14 protein-coding genes are annotated in these 18,244 nt (G+C 68.6%); 3 read left to right on the forward strand and 11 right to left on the reverse strand.

The window, feature by feature from the left end; translation table 11 throughout:
• Positions 1-490: 490 nt before the first annotated feature.
• The 3 genes from ABD848_RS23430 to ABD848_RS23440 all read right to left on the reverse strand — a co-directional run bounded on the left by ABD848_RS23430 (position 491) and on the right by ABD848_RS23440 (position 2,846).
• Positions 491-925, reverse strand: coding sequence for a type II 3-dehydroquinate dehydratase (locus ABD848_RS23430; protein ID WP_344976835.1), 435 nt, complete (start codon positions 923-925; stop codon positions 491-493).
• A gap of 144 nt (positions 926-1,069) precedes the next feature.
• Complete coding sequence (locus ABD848_RS23435; protein WP_344976838.1) at positions 1,070-1,819, reverse strand: Mut7-C RNAse domain-containing protein; 750 nt, start codon at positions 1,817-1,819, stop codon at positions 1,070-1,072.
• A 145-nt stretch (positions 1,820-1,964) separates the two neighbouring features.
• A complete protein-coding gene (locus tag ABD848_RS23440) occupies positions 1,965-2,846 on the reverse strand; it encodes an NADP-dependent oxidoreductase (protein ID WP_344976841.1) in 882 nt (293 codons plus the stop codon).
• A 206-nt stretch (positions 2,847-3,052) separates the two neighbouring features.
• On the opposite strand from ABD848_RS23440, the gene ABD848_RS23445 reads away from it, so the two are divergent.
• Positions 3,053-3,925: a LysR family transcriptional regulator gene (locus ABD848_RS23445; protein WP_344976844.1), complete on the forward strand. Its 873-nt coding sequence runs from the start codon at positions 3,053-3,055 to the stop codon at positions 3,923-3,925.
• Between the two features lie 215 nt (positions 3,926-4,140).
• Here ABD848_RS23445 and ABD848_RS23450 read toward each other — a convergent pair whose 3' ends face one another.
• The 3 genes from ABD848_RS23450 to ABD848_RS23460 all read right to left on the reverse strand — a co-directional run bounded on the left by ABD848_RS23450 (position 4,141) and on the right by ABD848_RS23460 (position 10,225).
• A complete protein-coding gene (locus ABD848_RS23450; protein ID WP_344976891.1) occupies positions 4,141-4,986 on the reverse strand; it encodes an alpha/beta hydrolase family protein in 846 nt (281 codons plus the stop codon).
• A gap of 698 nt (positions 4,987-5,684) precedes the next feature.
• Positions 5,685-6,530, reverse strand: coding sequence for an alpha/beta hydrolase family protein (locus ABD848_RS23455; protein ID WP_344976894.1), 846 nt, complete (start codon positions 6,528-6,530; stop codon positions 5,685-5,687).
• Positions 6,531-7,477: 947 nt separating this feature from the next.
• Positions 7,478-10,225: a helix-turn-helix transcriptional regulator gene (locus ABD848_RS23460; protein WP_344976846.1), complete on the reverse strand. Its 2,748-nt coding sequence runs from the start codon at positions 10,223-10,225 to the stop codon at positions 7,478-7,480.
• Between the two features lie 358 nt (positions 10,226-10,583).
• Here ABD848_RS23460 and ABD848_RS23465 point away from each other — a divergent pair, with 358 nt between their 5' ends.
• Positions 10,584-11,396 carry an SAM-dependent methyltransferase gene (locus ABD848_RS23465; RefSeq protein WP_425567675.1) on the forward strand — a complete coding sequence of 271 codons (813 nt, stop codon included), beginning with the start codon at positions 10,584-10,586 and terminating at the stop codon, positions 11,394-11,396.
• Positions 11,397-11,958: 562 nt separating this feature from the next.
• Here ABD848_RS23465 and map read toward each other — a convergent pair.
• Positions 11,959-12,741, reverse strand: a complete 783-nt coding sequence (gene map / locus ABD848_RS23470) for a type I methionyl aminopeptidase (RefSeq protein ID WP_344976852.1) — start codon at positions 12,739-12,741, stop codon at positions 11,959-11,961.
• A 66-nt stretch (positions 12,742-12,807) separates the two neighbouring features.
• Here map and ABD848_RS23475 point away from each other — a divergent pair, with 66 nt between their 5' ends.
• Positions 12,808-13,089, forward strand: a complete 282-nt coding sequence (locus tag ABD848_RS23475; protein ID WP_344976855.1) for a helix-turn-helix domain-containing protein — start codon at positions 12,808-12,810, stop codon at positions 13,087-13,089.
• 424 nt (positions 13,090-13,513) lie between these two features.
• On the opposite strand, the gene ABD848_RS23480 is transcribed toward ABD848_RS23475, so the two are convergent.
• From ABD848_RS23480 to ABD848_RS23495, 4 genes are all read right to left on the reverse strand, one after another.
• Positions 13,514-14,254 (reverse strand): anti-sigma factor, encoded by a 741-nt coding sequence (locus ABD848_RS23480; protein WP_344976857.1) that lies wholly within the window; start codon positions 14,252-14,254, stop codon positions 13,514-13,516.
• Positions 14,251-14,829, reverse strand: a complete 579-nt coding sequence (gene sigK / locus ABD848_RS23485) for an ECF RNA polymerase sigma factor SigK (protein WP_344976897.1) — start codon at positions 14,827-14,829, stop codon at positions 14,251-14,253. Before sigK ends, ABD848_RS23480 begins: the two co-directional genes overlap by 4 nt.
• A 349-nt stretch (positions 14,830-15,178) precedes the next feature.
• Positions 15,179-15,826, reverse strand: a complete 648-nt coding sequence (locus tag ABD848_RS23490; protein WP_425567676.1) for a fasciclin domain-containing protein — start codon at positions 15,824-15,826, stop codon at positions 15,179-15,181.
• A 62-nt stretch (positions 15,827-15,888) separates the two neighbouring features.
• Positions 15,889-17,592, reverse strand: coding sequence for a molybdopterin-dependent oxidoreductase (locus ABD848_RS23495; RefSeq protein ID WP_425567679.1), 1,704 nt, complete (start codon positions 17,590-17,592; stop codon positions 15,889-15,891).
• Between the last annotated feature and the right edge of the window lie 652 nt (positions 17,593-18,244).

Genomic DNA, 18,244 nt, shown 5'->3' on the forward strand with positions numbered 1-18,244 from the left:
CCAAAGCCGCTACGACCGCGGTCACGATCCGCGGTGGCCGCAGGAGGGTATGCATGGGGGATTCCTCCGTAGGCGTTGGAGTGTGGACACATACCCCGGAAAGCGCATTCCGGTAGCCAAATGTTACGACTCGGTTGCGTTGGGGGCAATACGTAATTTTGCCTGTTTGGTGGAATCCCTGGTCGGACGGCTCGGTAGGGGCGTGGCCACTCGCCCCCGGCGCGCCTATCAAAAGGTTTTGATCGGCGTTCTTGCTGCGCAGCCTGGCGGTTTCCAGCCGTGTCCCCGCGTTCTCAAGGGCGTATCGGCTATGGCGAGGGTGGCACGGGCGATACCCGGCCGCGAGAATCGCCGAGCGGCCACACCTCGCCGCGATCATGCCGCCCTACCGTCGCCGCGCCCCCGCCGACTCCGCCTCGGGAAACCGGGGCGGCTGTCTCATCTGGGCACGTGGGGCCAGCGGCATTCGAGCGGGTGTTGCGCGGGCAGGTCAGTCGCTGATCCGCTCCCGCAGCGCACGCGCGGCCAACCGGTAGCCGAGCGGGCCAAGGCCGGCGATGACACCACTGGCCAACGGCGCGATCACGGACTCATGGCGGAACTGCTCGCGGGCCCAGACGTTGGACAGGTGCACCTCGATCCAGGGGCGGGGGTAGTTGGCCAGCGCGTCGCGCAGGCTCCACCCCGCGATCATCAGCGCTCCCGGGTTCACGATCGCGCCGACGGTGTCGTAATGATTCTGGATCGCCCCGATGAGTTCGCCTTCGGAGTCGTGCTGGACGGCGACGACTCGCCACCCCCGGTCCGCGACCTCCTCGCCGACCGCGCGTTCGATGTCGGCCAAGGTGTCGGTCCCGTAGACCTCGGGCTCGCGTTTGCCGAGGATACCCAGATTGGGACCGTTCAGCAGTAGTAGCTCGTTCACGTGCCACCTCGTAAGGTTCGGTCGGCGTTAGCGCGTCGATTCGGACGGGTCACGACAGTATTAGCACGACGATGTCGGCGCACACGCCGCGCCGTGGTGGTTGACCGCCCATCACCGCACTGGGCCTACCCGGGGAGCGCCGTCTCACGCCTGCCGAGGTTCCGGGGTCGCTGCGGCGGCAACGGTCTCCTCCGCCGCGGCCACGATCGCCGTGAGGCGCCGGTGGTGGGCACCGGGCCAGTAGAGACGGCCGCAGGCTTGGCATTGGGCGAAAGTGTCGTAGGTGGCCCGGGTTCCCGGTTCCAGCAGGTCCTTGACCTCGTCTTTGTGGACGGGGGCCAGCGTGCCGTTGCAGGCGGTGCAACGACTCCACGGGGCCAGTGGCGGCGCGAACCGTTCTAGGACGTCGTGGAGTTGACGGTCGGGGTCACTGCCGCGGACGTAGCCGCCGGCACGCAGGTTCCTACGGTGCAGCAGCCGGCGGTCCTGGGTCAGCAGCACCCGCTCCTCAGCGTTGGCCTGTTCGACGAGGGCAGGGTCGTCGCGGTCATTGTGATAAGCGGCATCGACCCCGACGAGCCGCAGCCGCCGCGCCAGCGCGCCCAAGTGCACGTCGAGGAGGAACTTGAGCGGGGAAAACGGCACCTTTTGGGGACGTGGTACCCCTAGGACGGTCACGAGGTCGCCCGCGGCGGGACGGTGGGAGGCGGCGACCGGCGTCGCGTTCACCTCCAGGCGGCCCACCTCCGGTAACGGCACCCCGTTGGACTCGATCACGTGCCCCAGTGACGAGGTGCCGTCGTAACGCAGGTGAGCCTCGGGGTGGCGGTGGCGCGGTGGCAGCAAGAACCACAGTTCGGCAGCGAAGCGCACCCGCAGTTCCGTTGGGCCCATCCCTCCACAATGCCACCGCTGGTTCCGTCTCCGTGCCGGGGACAAACCGCGGACCAGGGCTACAGAGGTGGTTGCCCGACGTTGGTGTCGAGCCACGAGATGAGGACCGTGGCGGGGCTCGAAGGAGGGCGAAGACAGCGCGGGGTCAGGCCCGCGGCCCCACGCCGAGGACGAGCTTGCCGCGGGTGTGGCCGGCCTCGACGCGCTCCTGCGCCCTGGCTGCCTCCTCCAGTGCTATGACCTCCTCCAGGTGTACGGTCAGCGTGCCGGCGTCGAAGAGTTCCGCGAGCCGGGCGAGCCGTTCCGCGTCCGGCTCCGCACCGAAGAACCGTGCGGAGATCCCACGCGGCGGGGCGGGTTCGTTCTCGGGCAGCGGCTCGTCGGCCAGGGAGGGGAGGTAGGCCACTCGGCCGCCGTCGCGCACCGTCTCGAAGGCGCGGCTGAGGATCTGCGGGTTCACCTCGCCGCCGGCGCAGTCCAGCACGGCGTCCACGGCTCCCCCGGCAGCCTCGCGCACCGCGCGGGGCCAGGCGTCGTCGCGGTAGTCCACGGCTGCGGCGGCGCCGAGTTCGGCGAGATAGTCATGGTTGGCGGGGGTGGCGGTGCCGACGACGCGGGCGCCCGCCACGGCCGAGGCGATCTGCACGGCGAAGGTGCCCACCCCACCGGCGGCGGCCGTGACGAGGACGGTCTCGTCTTCGCGAAGGCCGAGTACGTCGAGGATGCCCTGGTGCGCGGTGATACCGGCCACCGGTATCGCCGCGGCTTCGGCGAAGGACAGCGACGCGGGCTTGCGGACGGCGGTCGCCGCGGAGATGGCGCGGTACTCGGCGTAGCCCCCGCCGGGGAAGTCGAAGGCGTAGACTTCGTCTCCCACCGCGAGGCCGGTGACCTTCGCACCGGTGCTTTCCACCACGCCGGCTGTCTCGAAGCCGGGGACGTAAGGGAAGTCCATCTCACCGAAACGGCCTTCTCGGGACATCGCGTCCCAGAACCCGACGCCTGCGGCCTCCACGCGCACCAGCACCTCGTCGGGGCCGATCTCCGGTACCGGCAGGGACGCGCTGTATAGCAGGTCCCTGCCGCCGGACTGGTCTATCGCTATGGCGCGGATCGTTCTGCTCCGTTTCCGTCGTGTCGTCTGCGGTCCAGGGGCGAGCCCCGCATTCAGGGTGGGTGGGCAGCCGCGGGAGTGTCCAAGAGTGGATTGGTCTGGATCAATAACCTGAAGGCATGGAACCGGACTACCGGCTGCTGCAAGCCTTCGTGGCTGTGGCGGAGGAGCAGCACTTCGGCGAGGCGGCGGTGCGGCTGCGCATCGCCCAGCCCGCGCTGTCGAAGCAGATCGCCAAGCTCGAAACGGCCGTCGGCGGGCGGCTGTTCGACCGCACCAGTCGCCGAGTGGAGCTCACCCCGGCGGGTGCGGCACTGCTGCCGGAAGCCCGCGCCGCGTTGGCGCAGGCGCGGGCGGCGCTGCGGCACGCCCAAGCGCTGGCCGGGCGGCTCAGCGGAGTGCTGCGAGTGGGGTTCATGACCGGCGCGATCCAGCCGCCCCTGCTGCGCGCCTTCGAGCGGAGCTTCCCCGACGTCGAGGTCGATCTGAAGCGCTACGACTGGTTCGACCAGGTCGCTTGCTTGCACGACGGCCGTGCCGACGTGGCGTTCGTCTGCCCGCCGATCGAAGACCCCGAGCTGAGCATCGAAGTACTCGCCGACCAGCCCCGGCTGGCCGTTCTCTCCCTGGAACATCCGCTGGCCGACCGCGGCGAACTCTCCATCCTCGATCTGCGCGACGACCCGGTCATCGGCCATCACCAGGCGCCGCTGGTCTGGGCACGGTTCGCCGCCGTCGACCCCCGGCCGGACGGCTCAGCGCCGGTGTACGGGCCTTCGGTCGACACCGTCGAGGAGAAGCTCGAACACGCCGCTGCGGGGCACGGGGTCGGGCTGGTCCCCGCCGCTATCTACGAGCATTACGCCCGTGCCGACCTCGCCTTCGTCCCCGTGATCGACATCCCGCCGTGCCAATCGGCTCTGGCCTGGCCGAAGCGGACATCGTCCCCACTGGTCAGCGCCTTTCTCTCGGTGGCCCGCGGCGACAACTAGAGCCTGCGTGGGGGCGGTGAACACCTACCCGCCCCATCGCTCCACCTCTTATTGGCAAGCGCTTTCCATTGGAGTGTCGTCTCGCCTCTGAAAGGTTTCAGTACGTTCATCCGTTCGAGCGCGAAAAGACGCCGATGGCGGGCGCGGGGTGCTCGCCATCGGCGCTGTTCTCCGTGGGAACGCTGTCTTAGCGGCGGAGTGCTAAGACGACGACCTTAGGAGGAGTGGGGGCAGGTGTCGCGGTATTCGGAGATGTCGTTGAACAGTCCGCCGGCGCTGGGGGGCGGGCAGAGGAACTGCTCGTAGCGGGTGTCGTTGTCGACGAAGCGTTTGAGCCAGGAGATGCTGTACTTGGCGATCGTCGTGTTCGACAGGTTGGGTGCGAAGTGGGACGCGCCGTCCAGTTCCAGGTACGCCTTGTCCAGTGAGCTCGGCAGGCTTTCGTAGAAGGGCTGCGAGTGGGTGATGACCGAGGCGATGGAATCGTCCTCGGCGCCGATGATCATGGTCGGGACCTGCACCTCCCACCAGGTCTTGTCCAGGTGCCAGGGGGCGAGCGGGATGGCGGCCTGGAGTTCGGGCCGCTCGGAGGCCGCGGCCAGGGTGCCGCCGCCGCCCATGGAGTGGCCCATGACGGCGAGGCGGTCCTCGTCGATGATGTCTTGGACCGAGCTGTCGTCGACGAGGTAGTCCAGCGCCGCCAGCAGTTGATCACCGCGGCTGTCGGGCTGGTCGTAGCGGGTGTTGGTGTCGATGGTGAAGACGACGAAGCCCTGCGAGGCGATCCGCGGACCGTACCAGGACATCGAGGTCTGGCTCGCGGTGTAACCCGGCGAGATCGCGACCGCGCCGTAGGTCTGGCTGTCGTCTTCGGGGTAGTAGATCGTGCCGCCGCCGAAGCCGCTCACGAACCAGGAGGACACCGAGTCCTCGTCGACGTCGAACGGGCCCTCGGAAGCCTCGATACTGGACTCACTCGGGTACGGGCCGCGTTCGTAGGGGTTGTCGGCGTGGGCCGGGGCGGCCAGCCCGACGCCGGCCATCGCCAGGGTCGCGGCCATGGCCAGCGTGCCGGTGATCTTACGACCGGCCGAACGCGACGCGGAGACGCTCACATCGGAATCGGTGTGCTCAGCGAACTCAGAGATTGCTGCTTGTCGCATGGGGGGATTGACTCCTTGTTCTTTCGGGCGGGGTATCGACGGGTCGTTGGACGACCTTTGTGCGTTCGACCTCCGCCACCGGATAGGGGGAATAAGGAGAATGTCTCGCTCGATCCGGACCTTTACCGAGCCGAGGGAGTTCTCGGCTGACCAACGGTGAAGAAACGGATTATTTTCGCCCGTTTTCTTGATGTCGGTGTGTTCCAACTATGCGTGTAATTTTGGTCACGTCGCATCCGTCAAATCACCAGTCTGCCGTTAGCCCCTGTTCAAGCGGTGCGGCCATGCCCATAGCGGGGGAGGGGGCATGGATGACCGCCGACTCCCCGGCGCTCCGCGTCCTTTGCTGTCCGTCTCCCCCGTCGTCGGTCGGAGAAGAAAATAGATTTTTCACCGTTTTCGATTGTGTGGGTTTCAGTGAGGTAAGCGCGTCGGCTCGGTTGCGGCTGTAAGGAAAGGAGCCGGTGCTGGGAACGCGGACCGGGGAGGTCCCCGCGCCTCGGGCACGCGAAAAGGCGCCGATGGCGGATGCAAGATCCACCACCGGCGCTTCTCACCGTGTCACCCTCGCCGCAGCGGGGCGTGATACCCCGGAGCTAGGAGGAGTGGGGGCAGGTGTCGCGGTATTCGGAGATGTCGTTGAACAGTCCGCCGGCGTTGGGGGGTGGGCAGAGGAACTGCTCGTAGCGGGTGTCGTTGTCGACGAAGCGTTTGAGCCAGGAGATGCTGTACTTGGCGATCGTCGTGTCGGAGGTGTTGGGTGCGAAGTGGGACGCGCCGTCCAGTTCCAGGTATGCCTTGTCCAGTGAGCTCGGCAGGCTTTCGTAGAAGGGCTGCGAGTGGGTGGTGACCGAGGCGATGGAATCGTCCTCGGCGCCGATGATCATGGTCGGGACCTGCACCTCGCCCCAGGTCTTGTCCAGGTGCCAGGGGGCCAGGGGGATGGCGGCCTGGAGTTCGGGCCGCTCGGAGGCCGCGGCCAGGGTGCCGCCGCCGCCCATGGAGTGGCCCATGACGGCGAGGCGGTCCTCGTCGATGATGTCTTGGACCGAGCTGTCGTCGACGAGGTAGTCCAGCGCCGCCTGGAGCTGATCGCCCCGCGAGTCGGGCTGGTCGTAGCGGGTGTTGGTGTCGATGGTGAAGACGACGAAGCCCTGCGAGGCGATCCGCGGACCGTACCAGGACATCGAGGTCTGGCTCGCGGTGTAACCGGGGGAAATGGCCACGGCCCCGTAAGTTTGGCTGTCGTCTTCGGGGTAGTAGATCGTGCCGCCGCCGAAGCCGCTGACGAACAGCGAGGACACCGAGTCCTCGTCGACGTCGAACGGTCCTTCGGAAGCCTCGATGCTGGACTCGGTAGGAGCGGGGCCGCGTTCGTAGGGGTTGTCGGCGTGGGCCGGGGCGGCCAGCCCGACGCCGGCCATCGCCAGGGTCGCGGCCATGGCCAGCGTGCCGGCCACCTTCCGGCCGGCCGAACGCGACGCGGAAACGCTCACATCGGAATCGGTGTGCTCAGCAAAGTCGAGGGGGACTTCTGTTCGTTGCATGGGGGGATTACTCCTTGTCGTATGGACGAGGCACCGGCGAACCGCGCACGAGGGTTCGCCGGTGTCCCCACTGTTGGCGACAGAAGGGAAGGACGACGGTGGCGCTGAGTCGGGCTCGGGGCGATGCCGACCCCGCCGCTTGACCGTTCGCGGTGGCGCCGCACGAGGCGAACCGAACACACGTGATGGGTTGGGGGACTGTTCCGGGCGGACCCCACCATGCGTCGCCGGTTCGCTGCCGGGAGGGGCCTGCCCTCTCGCGCTGCCGCGAACGTCCGTCTAGCGGCCGGCTATTCAGTTCGCCAAATCCGGCCCTTATCGGGAGGCTTCCGGCCAAAGAGGCCATCCCGCAGCGGCCGTCCCGACACCAGGCGAGAAGAAACAAATTATTTCTTCGTTGTTCGCTGGCGCCGCTGGGTCTCAACTATGCGTGTCGTTTTGGTAACCGCACATCCGTCAAATCACCAGTATGAGAGAAATCGCTACTCAAGAGGGTTTTTATGGCTGGTGTCGCGTGGGTGGTTCCGCCGATTCGGCGGCCTCTTGAGTTTGCCGCATCTCCCCTTGCTCAATGAGAAGATCCCATGATCCAACAACTCCTTGCATAAGAAATGAGATTTTTTCGTCGGGGATGTCGTGGTCAGAGGGCGTTTCTCTGGGGTTGTCAAGCCGGGGGTGGGTGGGTTGTAGGTGGGGGCTGTTGGATGCTCGGGGTGGGAGGGCTTCCCGTCGCTCGTGCGGACCAAAGCCCACCCCCCGTCCCCACCGCCGGGAGGTCGGGGGTGCGCCGAGGGGCAGTCGTCCGATTTCGCCGGCGCCCCGGCGGCGTCACGGCCGGGCGCTCAGCGGAAGAATCGGGTCAGGTCCACCCGAGAGCGGATATTGAGCTTGCGGAAGATGCCGCGCAGGTGGTATTCGACCGTGCGGGGGCTGATGAACATGTGCGCGGCGATCTCGCGGTTCGTGGCGCCCTCGGCCACCAACCGGGCGATTTCGCGCTGCTGCACGGTCAGTTCGTCGGCCGCCCCCGACTCCTCGCTGCGTTCCAGGTCGCCCAAAGCCCGCAGCTCGGCTCGGGCCTGCTTCAACCACAAGCGGGTACCGAACCGGTGGAAGGTGTCTTGGGCTTCGCGCAGGTGCTCGCGTGCCTGACCGGGCAGCCGGCTGCGGCGCAGCATCGAGCCGTACAGCAGTTCGGTACGCGCGTGCTCCAGCGCGTCGTTGCCGTTGGCCTGGTGCAGGCGCAGCGCTTCCTCGAAGTGCTCCGGCGCCTCCTCGGGTTTGCTGAGCAACCCCTGGCAACGAGCGTGCAGCGCCAGCCCCCACGTGCTCCCCGTGGCCGTGGCCCAGTGCCGGTAGCCGGCCAGTACCCGCTGCGCCTGGGCGATCTCTCCGGTGCGCGCGGCGGCTTCCACGAAGTAGGGCGCTGTCAGCAGCCGCATCGTGGGGTGTCCCTGCCCAGGGCCGGCATGGGCCAGCACCCGCAGCCGCGAGAACGCCCGCGCGGCATCGCCGCTGGCGAGGTCGAGCACAGCCAGCGCCCACGTGCTCATGGCGGCGGGCAGGCCAAGGCTGTTCTCGCTGGCCTGTTCGGCGACGCTGCGGGCCCGCGCCCGGCAGGTCTCGGCGTCACCTTGGATAGCCGAGACCAGGGTGAGGGCTGCGAGATGGTGGGTGGCGCAGTTGGGCTGTCCGGTCTCGCGTGCCAGCCGCAGCCCGGTCAGGCAGTTGTTGGCCGCCGAAGGGAACCGGCGCGTCCACAGTTGTGAGTAGACGAGGAACTCCATCGCCTGCGGCACGACCGAGAGCGCTCCACGGCGGCGGGCCGCGCTGATGGCCCGGTTCGCCAATGTGTGGACTTGGCGCAGATCGCCCAGTCGCAGCCCGGCGATGCTGGCCCACACCAGTTCGGCCGGTTCGTTGACGTGCTCGGCGAGTTCCAAGACCCGCCGAAGTGGCCCGACCGAACCCGCGTAGTCCCCTCGAAACGACGCCTCACACCCTTCCAAGAAGGTGACTCCAAGCTGGAGCTCGGGTGGATCGTCCCGCCGACCCAGTTTCGCCAATTCGCTCGCTGCCGTGGCGTGCCGCATGGGGTCACCGGCCAGCGAGGCGGCGTCGGCGGCCCGCAGCAACGCCCGGATGGCCAGCTCCCGGTCGTGGGGCAGCAGTTGCCCTTTGGCGGCCAGCAGCGACTCCGCCGCGTCGATCGTGTTGCCGGTCAGTAGCTCCATGTGGCCCCGCAGCAGCTCCACCACCCCGGGCAGCCGTCCACCGGTGGCAAAGGGCTGGGCGCGGTCCAGCAGTGCCGCGGCGCGTTGCGGCTCTCCCGACAGCCAGGCGTCATGCGCGGCGTAGGACAGTCGACAGGAGCGCATCCGCGGGTCGGGTGTCAGTTCCGCGGCGCGTTCAAACGCCACCGAGGCGCGGATATGGCCTTCCACCTTCCGGGCCGCCATCGCCGCGCCGGCTAACTCCACCGCCAACTTCGCGTTGGGTCCCGCCGCCGCGGCAGCGCGGTGCCGCGCGTGCCGTGAGGGCTCGCGCTCGGCGTCAAGGGCCGCCGCCAGCAGCGCGTGTGCCTCGCGACGCCGGATGAGGGGAGCGTTCTGGTAGAGGGCTTCGCGCAGCAGGGGATCGTGGAAGCGCACCTGGTCACCTTCGATGCGCACCAGTCCCTCGTCTTCGGCCGGAGTGAAGGCGCTGATCGATACCTGAGGGTCCCCAGCCGCGCGGATGAGGGTGTCGACGCCGGCCTCGGGATCGGCCGCGGCCAGTAGCAGCACTTCCCGGGTGGTCTCCGGCAGGGCCCGGATCGCGGGAGTGTGGGCCTCCAACAGCGTTTCGTCGAGCACCAAAGGTTCGGGCAGGGGGCACCGTCCGGCGAGCTGCTCGGCGGTGAGCGTGTCGACGAAGCCGCGCGCGGCCAGCGGGTTGCCGTGAGCGGCCCGAGTCACCTGCTCTTCCACGGTGGGATGGACCGTGCACACGGCGCGGTCGGTGATGACGGTGCGCATGGCGTTGTCGCTCAACGGGCCGATCGCCAGCCTGCTCACACCCGGCACGACCGGTTTGGCGTCGTTGTCGCGCGCGGCGAAAGCTATGGCGACCGAGTCCTCGGCCAGCCGCCGCGCGGCGAAGGCGAACGCGTCCAGGGAGCGAGCGTCCAGCCACTGGGCGTCGTCGATACAGCACAGCAGCGGTTTGGTGCGCCCAAGCAGGCACAGCAGGTCGAGCAGCGCCACTGACAGGGTGAAGCGATCGCTTTCCACGACCCGTCCGGTGCGCAGCGCTTGCCACAGCACGTCGGACTGGGGCTGCGGCAGTTCGTTCACCCGGTCCATGACCGGCCGTAGCAGCCGCAGGAGTCCCGCGAAGTCCAGGTCGCTCTCGGAGGGCACGCCGGCGGCGCGCAGCACGGTGAAGTCGCTGGCCGTCGCGCAGGCGTGGTCGAGAAGCGCGGTTTTGCCCACGCCTGGTCCGCCGGAGACGAGAAGCGACGCGCTGTCGCCGGATCTGGCGTCGCCCAGCGCGACAGCCAGCGCCCGCTGCTCGGCGTCTCGGCCGCGAAGGCGAACTGAGGAGGTCATGGGGGATATACCGAACACGGCCTCAAGTTACTCAACTGTTAACGGTTTGGGTACGGCTCGCCGCGCGAACTGGTGATTTCACGGATGGCGTTCCCGGAACTTGTGGCTTGGGTTACTTCTCCTTGTGGTGCCCGTCTCTCCGGTGCGACCCTCGGCAGTGGTGCCTCGCGCGGCGGGCGTAGCGACGTCCGATCGCGGTGACGTGCCGCGAATCCCCTGTGTCGCCGGAGATTAGGATCATGATCACCGGATAGTTAACGGTTTGCCTCATTTGTCGCCATGGGGGGTTGGTCGTATGAATATCCCTGAACACTCTTTTCCTCCGAATGATTCGCCTCCGCCGCATATCCCCACGGATGTGCCAACTCCGGCGCGGATGTACGACTACGATCTCGGAGGCAAAGACAATTTCGCCGTTGACCGGGAGGCCGTGCTGAACGGGCTCACGCAGTTCCCCGAAACCCTGGACGCTGCACGGCAGAACCGGCTGTTCCTGTACCGGGTGGTGCGGTTCTTGGCCCGGGAAGCCGGCATCGACCAGTTTTTGGACCTGGGCAGCGGCCTGCCCACCCAGCACAACGTCCACCAGGTCGCCCAGCGGTTCCAGCACGGCGCCCACGTGGTCTATGTCGACAACGACCCCATCGTGCTCGCCCACGGCCGCGCTCTGCTGGCCGACAACGACGCCACCATGGTCATCACCGCCGACATGACCGAGCCCCGCGAGATCCTGGCCCGCCCCGACGTCGCCCAGTTGATCGACTTCACCCGCCCGGTGGCCGCGCTGTTCTTGTCGGTGCCCCACTCCATCCCCGACGACGACACGCTGCGCGACACCCTCTCCACCGTCACCCGCGCCCTTACCCCGGGCAGTTTCCTTGGCCTGTCGCAGATGGTCGGGGAGGACGAGAAGGCCGCACAGGGCCACACCGAGGCCGCCGTGGGGCTGGGGTTGGCGTGGAAGACCCGCACGGTCGCGGAGTTCACCGCCCTGGTGGCGGGACTGGGGCTGGAACCGGTCGAGCCCGGCCTCGTCGACGTCAACGACTGGCGCCCCGACCCCGACCAGCCGCCCTTGGACCCCGTCGCCCCGCCGCTCCAGCGCTTCCTGGGCGCGGGAGCCAACAACAAGCGCGTCAAAGAGGTCGGCGGGGTGCTGCGCAAGCCCTAGCCGCCCTCCTTGGTGGCGGCATGAGGGCCAAGCGGCGAACCACGCCCCCACGCCCCACTTTCGGCTTTGAGGGTAGAGGCGCCCCGCCCGCGCCGACGAGCCCTCGCCGGGGCCCGTCGGCCCAAAGCATCCGGCGGCCTGGTCCGCACTGCTCGAACTCGGTCCTAGGAGTCCGGGCCGGGCTGCCCCCTCGCCCAGCCCGGCCCGGAGGGCCTACCGCCGAGGCGGCAGCGGCGGGAAACTGCTGGTGGCCCGGACGCAGTCGCCCCAGCCAGGCCGGCCATATGCTGTCCCAGCGGTCGCAGCGCTTGGTCGGTGTGCGTGGTGACCACGGTGGCGTCGAAATCCGGTCCCTTCACCTCGACTATTCTTCGACCGGAATTCGGTTCTGTGGCCCCGCCGGATTGGTTGATTTCTGAAACCGGGCATGGGGGAGGGCTGGCCACGGGGTACCGAGTGGCCGCAGCGCTCGTGGGCACGGGCAACAGGAGAACGCCCCTCTTCCTCATTGGGCCGCGAGAGGTGCAGTGCTTGGAGAGGAAGAACACGGGGGCTTTCGGCCTCACGGCTGCGCCTGTTCCGGCAAGGTGAGGATTTCGGCTCCGTCGTTGGTGATAGCGATCGTGTGCTCGCTGTGTGCTGTCCGGCAGCCTGTCGCGCTTCGGAGTGTCCACCCGTCGGCATCAGTGACGAGTTCAGCGGTGTCCGCCATGACCCACGGCTCCAGTGCCAGCAGCAGCCCAGGGCGCAGTTTGTATCCACGGCCGGGCCGTCCGGTGTTCGAAACGTGCGGGTCCTGGTGCATCGTTGATCCGATGCCATGACCTCCGAATTCGGTGTTGATCGGGTACCCCGCCTCGTTGAGGACCGTGCCGATGGCATGGGAGACGTCGCCGATGCGAGCCCCCGGCCCGGCAGCGGCGATCCCTGCGGCCAGCGCGCGTTCGGTCGCACTGATCAACGCGACGCTCGCCGGGGGCTTTGCGTCGCCCACGATGAAGCTGATGGCAGCGTCCGCGGCGACTCCGCCTTTGGAGACGGCGAGGTCGAGTGTCAGCAGATCGCCGTCGGCGAGCACGTAGTCGTATGGCCGTCCGTGGAGCACGGCGTCGTTGACGGCCGTGCAGATGTAGTGGCCGAATGGGCCGCGTCCGAAGGACGGCGTGTAGTCGACGTAACAGGACAGCGCACCCGCCTCGGTGATCATGGTCTTGGCCCACCGGTCGATGTCCAGAAGGTTCGTGCCGACCGTGCTGCGTCTCTTCAGCGTCTCCAGGATGTCAGCGACCAAGGCGCCTGTGTCTTTTGCTCGGGCCAGTTTGGTGGGGGGCAGGACCTCGATCATGCGGCGCCTTCCTCATGCAGCCGATAACTATACCGGCCATATTATCCCGGTATTAGAATCGGACTCATGGTCAGGTTGCCGCTCACCCCCGCAGAGGTCGAACGCGGACAGCGCCTCGGCGCCCTCCTACGTCGGGCCAGAGGGGAACGCTCGATACTCGATACGGCGCTCGATGCGCGTGTCTCACCGGAGACTCTCCGCAAGATCGAGTCGGGTCGCGTAGCCACCCCTGCCTTTCCGACCATCGCGGCGATCGCCGATGTCCTCGGCCTTTCTCTCGATGCGGTGTGGGCCGAGATCAGCCAGTCCGAACGCGGCGTTGACCGACTCTGGGCACAACGCACGTGAGCAGTCGACCCCGTAAATCTCACCTCCGTAGCCGCGTTGGAGGGGTCAACAAGAGAGCCTGGGCGCGGCCCTCAACCCATGTCCCCGGTCAGTGCACCTAGCGGGCATCCCTCGTGACGATCTTGCCGCGCAGACCGATCCCCTCGAAGACCCATCAGCCACTGTCGGACCCCCGGCCTGGTGTCCGCCTCGCCCAACACCACCGGGCCGCCACGCTCAGGGCAACGCAGCGGCCCAAAGCCCGGAGCCGACGCCGGGCCGGCGCTCCGGTCGCCGTTCGTCGGGGCAGTGCTGGGGCGGTTGGCGCCCCAGCGGCCTCCACTACTGCCGACCGTTCTGTGGTGGGCGCGGCCGTGCCTGACGGCTGTACTCACCGCGACCGTGGTCAGTCTGGAGCCGGCGCGGCCCGGGCCGCCTGGCGCTGTTAGCTCTCGATCGACATCGACATCATGGGGTCGCTGGTGGGCTGAGGCGAGCCACCGGCCGGCTCGATGGTTACCGCCAGTGTTTGGGCGTCGGCGAGCTGCTCGGCCAACAGCGGCTCCACCGCCCCGTCGGCGCCCACGGTGAGCAGTCCGGCCGAGCGCACCGAGCCGTCGGGGGCGGCCAGCCACACCTGATAGTCCTGGTCGTCGAGCTGGGACAACCCCTGTCCGGTGAAGACCAGGCTGCCCATGCTCTCGGAGGCCACCGCCGTCACCGACACCCCTTCGGAGGGCTCAGCCGAAACGTACTCGGCGTCGGGTGCCGACATCACAGCGGCGATCTGCTGCTCTTCGCTGCGCAGTTCGCTGATTTCGCGGCGCTGGTCCACCACCACCGCTCCCAGCGCGATCAGTGCCGCGAGACAGGCCGCCAGCACCACCACGAGACCGCGCTGCCACCAGCGGGAGCGGGTCACCACGAACGGCTGTGGCGGAGCCGGCGCGAGTTGGCGGGTGCGCGCCACTTCGTCGAGCACCGCGGCGCGCATCTCCGGCGGGGGTGTGCGGGCCGCGGCCGAGCCCAGTAGCGCCGTAGTCTCGGTCATGCCGCGCACCTCTTGCACGCAGGCATCGCAGTGCAGCAGATGCTGCTCGAAACGCCGCAGTTCTTCGTCCCGAAGCGCGTTGAGAGCATAGGCGCCCGCGAGTGTGTGCAGGTCCTGGCGTAGTTTCCTGCTCACCACTCCACCCCCAAGCAGTCGCGCAGGCGGATCAGCCCATCGCGCATCCGGGTCTTCACTGTCCCCAACGGGGCCGACAGTAGCTTCGCGACCTCACGGTAGGTATGTCCCCCGTAATAGGCCAACGTGACCGACTGGCGCTGCAACTCGGTCAAGGTCTGTAGGCAGCGCTGGACCCGTTCGCTCTCCAACCGGCTGGTGGCCTCTTCGGAGACCTGGTCGTAAGGGGTGGCGTTGGCTGAGGCCGCCGCGCGGGCCTGCCGGTCGGACTCGGCCTGCTCGGAACGGACCCGGTCCACCGCGCGCCGGTGCGCAAGGGTCATGATCCAGGCGTGGGCACTGCCGCGATGCTCGTCGTAGCGACAGGCGCTGCGCCACACCTCGACCAGTACCTCTTGGGCGACCTCCTGCGACTGGGCGGGATCGCGCAGAATCCGGCGGATCAGCCCGTAGACGGCCGGGCTTATCCGATCGTAGATGTCTTCAAAAGCTCGCTCGTCGCCCCGCGCCACCTGGGTGAGCAGCTCCGCCAGGGGCGGGCGAGCAGGTGGGACCGGTTCGGGAGCGTTGCGCATCGGACCGTGCGCTACGGGTTCGTCGTTCATCTGCTTTCTTGGTGTCGCCTTCTCGGCTCCTCAGCCGAGAAGGCGACACCAATACTCCCCTACTGTGCCGTTGCCTAACTCGATCACTCCCCGCGCCGGCGACGGTTTCCCCGCACGTCACCGGATTACGAGGCAGGTTGTTGTCGCCGAGCGGCCGGCGCCTGGTGGTGGGACGGCGGCCTCATGCGTGGTCGTGGCCCTGCCGGGGCTGGGCGGTCCGAGAGGGCGGTGACCGTCCCGGCGTTTTGTGCCGTACCGCTCACCTGCCCCTGTGCGGGTCCGCAGCAACGCGACGCCCCGCACAGGGGCCCTGCTCGGGTTAGTTCTGCGGCGGCATGAGCACGCCGTCGATGATGTAGACCGTGGCGTTGGCGGTCTGGACGTTGCCGCAGACTACGCCGGCCTCGTCGTTGACCGTGTAGTCCTCACCGGAGCCCGAGGTCGTCACATCGGCCCCCTGTAGCGAGGTGAACGTGCCGTTCTCCAGGTCGGCGGGTGTCTGCTTGCCCTCGACGACGTGGTAAGTCAACACCTCGGTGAGTTGGTCCCGGTCTTCGAGCAGCGCGTTCAGGTCCTCTTCCGGGATCTGCCCGAAGGCCGCGTTGGCCGGGGCGAACACCGTGATGTCCTCGGCGTTGTTGAGCGTATCCACCAGATCGGCCTGGGTGACCGCATCGACCAGGGTGGACAGCGCCGGGTTGTTAGAGGCCGCCGTGGCGACGGGGTCTTCGGCCATGCCTGAGAAGCTGCCGGCCCCTTCAGCGGGAACGTCGGCACAGGCGGGACCGAACGGCCCGCTCATAGCCGAGTCCATGTTCTCCTCAGCCATGGTCTCCTCGGTGGACTCCATGTTTTCCTCCGGCGAGGCGCCGTCGCCGCTTTCGGCGGCTTCCCCGCCGCCGCAGGCGCTCAGTCCGAGTGCGAGGGCGGCGGCGGAGGAGGCGATCATCAGTTTCTTGGTGAGCACAGCAGTCTCCTTGGTTTCCTGGTTGCTTCGGCGACGGTCGACCCGTTTCGACCGCCTCACGTTCATGCGGCAGTGATCTGCACGGAATGCCAGCCGGTGGCCCCGTCGGGGATCGGCTCCACCCGCTGTTCGGGCTGGGTGTGTCCGGTGGAATCGGTCGCGCGGACCTCCAAGGTGTGTCGGCCGGGGGCGGCGTCGAACTCCCAGCGCCACTGGCGCCAGGTGTCGATACCGGGGACGTCGGCGAGAACGGCTTCCCGCCACTCGCCGCCGTCCACGCGCACCTCCACCGCCGCCACGCCGCGGCGCTGTGCCCACGCCACACCGGCGACGGTGGTGGGTCCCGCGGGCACGTTCTCCAGCGGCCCGGGGACATCGATACGCGACATGGTTTTGATCGGTGCCCGCACCGCCCAGCCGCGTCTAGCCCAGTAGGCGCGCTCGTCGGCGAAGCGGGTGAGCTTGATGTCGGTGACCCATTTGGTGGCGCTGACGAAGCCGTAGAGGCCGGGAACGACCATGCGCACCGGGAAACCGTGGGCGATCGGCAGCGGCTCGCCGGCCATGGCCACCGCCAGCAGCGCCTCCCGGCCGTCCATGACCACGGCGGTGGGGGTGCCGCAGGTCCAGCCGTCGCTGGAGGTGCTCAGGATCTGGTCGGCGTCGGCGTGCACTCCCGCTTCGCGCAGCAGGTCGGCCAGCCGCACGCCCAGCCAGCGCGTGTTGCCGACGAGGTCACCACCGATCTGGTTAGAAACACAGGTCAACGTGGTGTCGGACTCGATGAGTGGCCGGGCGAGCAGATCCTCGTAGGACAGGTCGAGGGGCCGGTCCACCAGACCGTGAACGCGCAGCCGCCACTGTCGCGGCGAGACTCGGGGCAGCGTGAGCGCGGTGTCGATGCGGTAGAAGTCCCGGTTGGGCGTGATGAACGGGGGCAGGCCCGGCACGTCCAGCGAAACACCCCCCGGCAGCGCCGGCAGCGGCTCGGCGGCAGCGGGCAACCGCAGCGCCGCCCGCGACGCGGCCACGTTCGCCCCGCTGGACAGGTGCCGGCCCAGCGCTCCCGAACCGGCCGCCACTGCAAGCACGCCCACCCCCGTGAGCAGGAATCCCCGCCGGTGCGGGCCGGCCGCGGCGGACGGTCCACCGGGGGAGGGCCCGCTCGGGGCGGGCTGTTGCGCGGGGGAAGCAGGGGAAGACGCACCAGCGGTCTGTTCACCCGCCGGCTTCGCCGCCTCGCCCCTGTCGGGCGGCCCGCCGCTGAGCTGACCGGACGCCGGTCCCGCCGCCTTCGGGCGAGCCTGGCGCAGCAGCAGATACAGTGCGAGCGCCCCCGCGGCCACCCCGGCGAGCACAGGCACGACCGCCAGCGGCTCGTCGGTGCGGCGGGCCACCGCCGCGAGCACGCCGACCCCACCGAACAGCCCCAACCCCGCGTAGCCCACCATCGGCCACGCCAGGGCGAACCCCCCGAGGACGGCCGCCAAGGCGGCCACCGTGGTCAGGATGCCGCCGAGGAGGACGACCTTGTCGTAGACCCCGAAGGCCGAGATCGCGAACTCCTTCAGCGGCGCCGGGCTGACGTCCACAACGGCGTCCCCTACGACCACTATGGGTCCCGCGGTCCCGGCCAGGGCGCCGGCCAGTTCTCCCACCCCCACGGCGGTGCCGGCGGCCAGCAGCCCGGTGAGCCAGCCCAGCGGCCGGTGGTGGGCTCGCGCGCTGCGGTGTGGGCCCTCATCGCTGATCGTCACGCCCGTTATTCGCGCCCTCGCCACAACCGGATTGGTGGGGGCGGGATTTTTCGCCGCCATCTTGGGTTCTGGTTTTTGGACGGGCGGCGAGGCGGGCGGTGGGCGTGCGCGGGTGAGCGTGTCCGCTGTCGCCCCGTGGGCTGCCGAGATCGCGCGGCGATCGAGGCGCGAGCGGACGACGAACATCCCCACGTCCCCCCGCTCGGGGGCTGTAGCGGGCCAACGTCAAGGGCGGTACCGCCCGCTCAAGGCATGGAGCAGCGGTGGCGCGGCGGCTCTTTCGCCGCTCGTGCCTCGATCGCTTCGTGATCTCGGCAGCCTGGGGGTGGGTTATGGCCGGGTGGGAGGAGCGCTGCACGGCGTGGGTCGGGGTTGAGGTGGGGTGTGGTTTGACGCTTTTTGGGACGCTCGTCGCCATCGTTACTGCAACGATCGCCGCCCACCGTCGTGTCCCTCATGCCAGTGTGACTGTGTGTTGGGGTGGTGGTGTGTTTTTCGTGGCTCGTGCCTCGATCGCTTCGTGATCTCGGCAGCCTGGGGGTGGGTTATGGCCGGGTGGGAGGAGCGCTGCACGGCGTGGGTCGGGGTTGAGGTGGGGTGTGGTTTGACGCTTTTTGGGACGCTCGTCGCCATCGTTACTGCAACGATCGCCGCCCACCGT

It is taken from the genome of Salinactinospora qingdaonensis (assembly GCF_039539445.1).
Classification (GTDB): Bacteria; Actinomycetota; Actinomycetes; order Streptosporangiales; family Streptosporangiaceae; genus Salinactinospora; species Salinactinospora qingdaonensis.

Excerpts from the sequence above, each read along its gene's own strand:
- ABD848_RS23460 (WP_344976846.1), bottom strand. The coding sequence starts at position 10,225 with ATGACCTCCTCAGTTCGCCTTCGCGGCCGAGACGCCGAGCAGCGGGCG.
- ABD848_RS23455 (WP_344976894.1), bottom strand. The coding sequence starts at position 6,530 with ATGGCCGCGACCCTGGCGATGGCCGGCGTCGGGCTGGCCGCCCCGGCC.
- map (WP_344976852.1), bottom strand. The coding sequence starts at position 12,741 with ATGATCGAGGTCCTGCCCCCCACCAAACTGGCCCGAGCAAAAGACACA.
- ABD848_RS23475 (WP_344976855.1), top strand. The coding sequence starts at position 12,808 with ATGGTCAGGTTGCCGCTCACCCCCGCAGAGGTCGAACGCGGACAGCGC.
- ABD848_RS23445 (WP_344976844.1), top strand. The coding sequence starts at position 3,053 with ATGGAACCGGACTACCGGCTGCTGCAAGCCTTCGTGGCTGTGGCGGAG.
- sigK (WP_344976897.1), bottom strand. The coding sequence starts at position 14,829 with ATGCGCAACGCTCCCGAACCGGTCCCACCTGCTCGCCCGCCCCTGGCG.
- ABD848_RS23450 (WP_344976891.1), bottom strand. The coding sequence starts at position 4,986 with ATGGCCGCGACCCTGGCGATGGCCGGCGTCGGGCTGGCCGCCCCGGCC.
- ABD848_RS23435 (WP_344976838.1), bottom strand. The coding sequence starts at position 1,819 with ATGGGCCCAACGGAACTGCGGGTGCGCTTCGCTGCCGAACTGTGGTTC.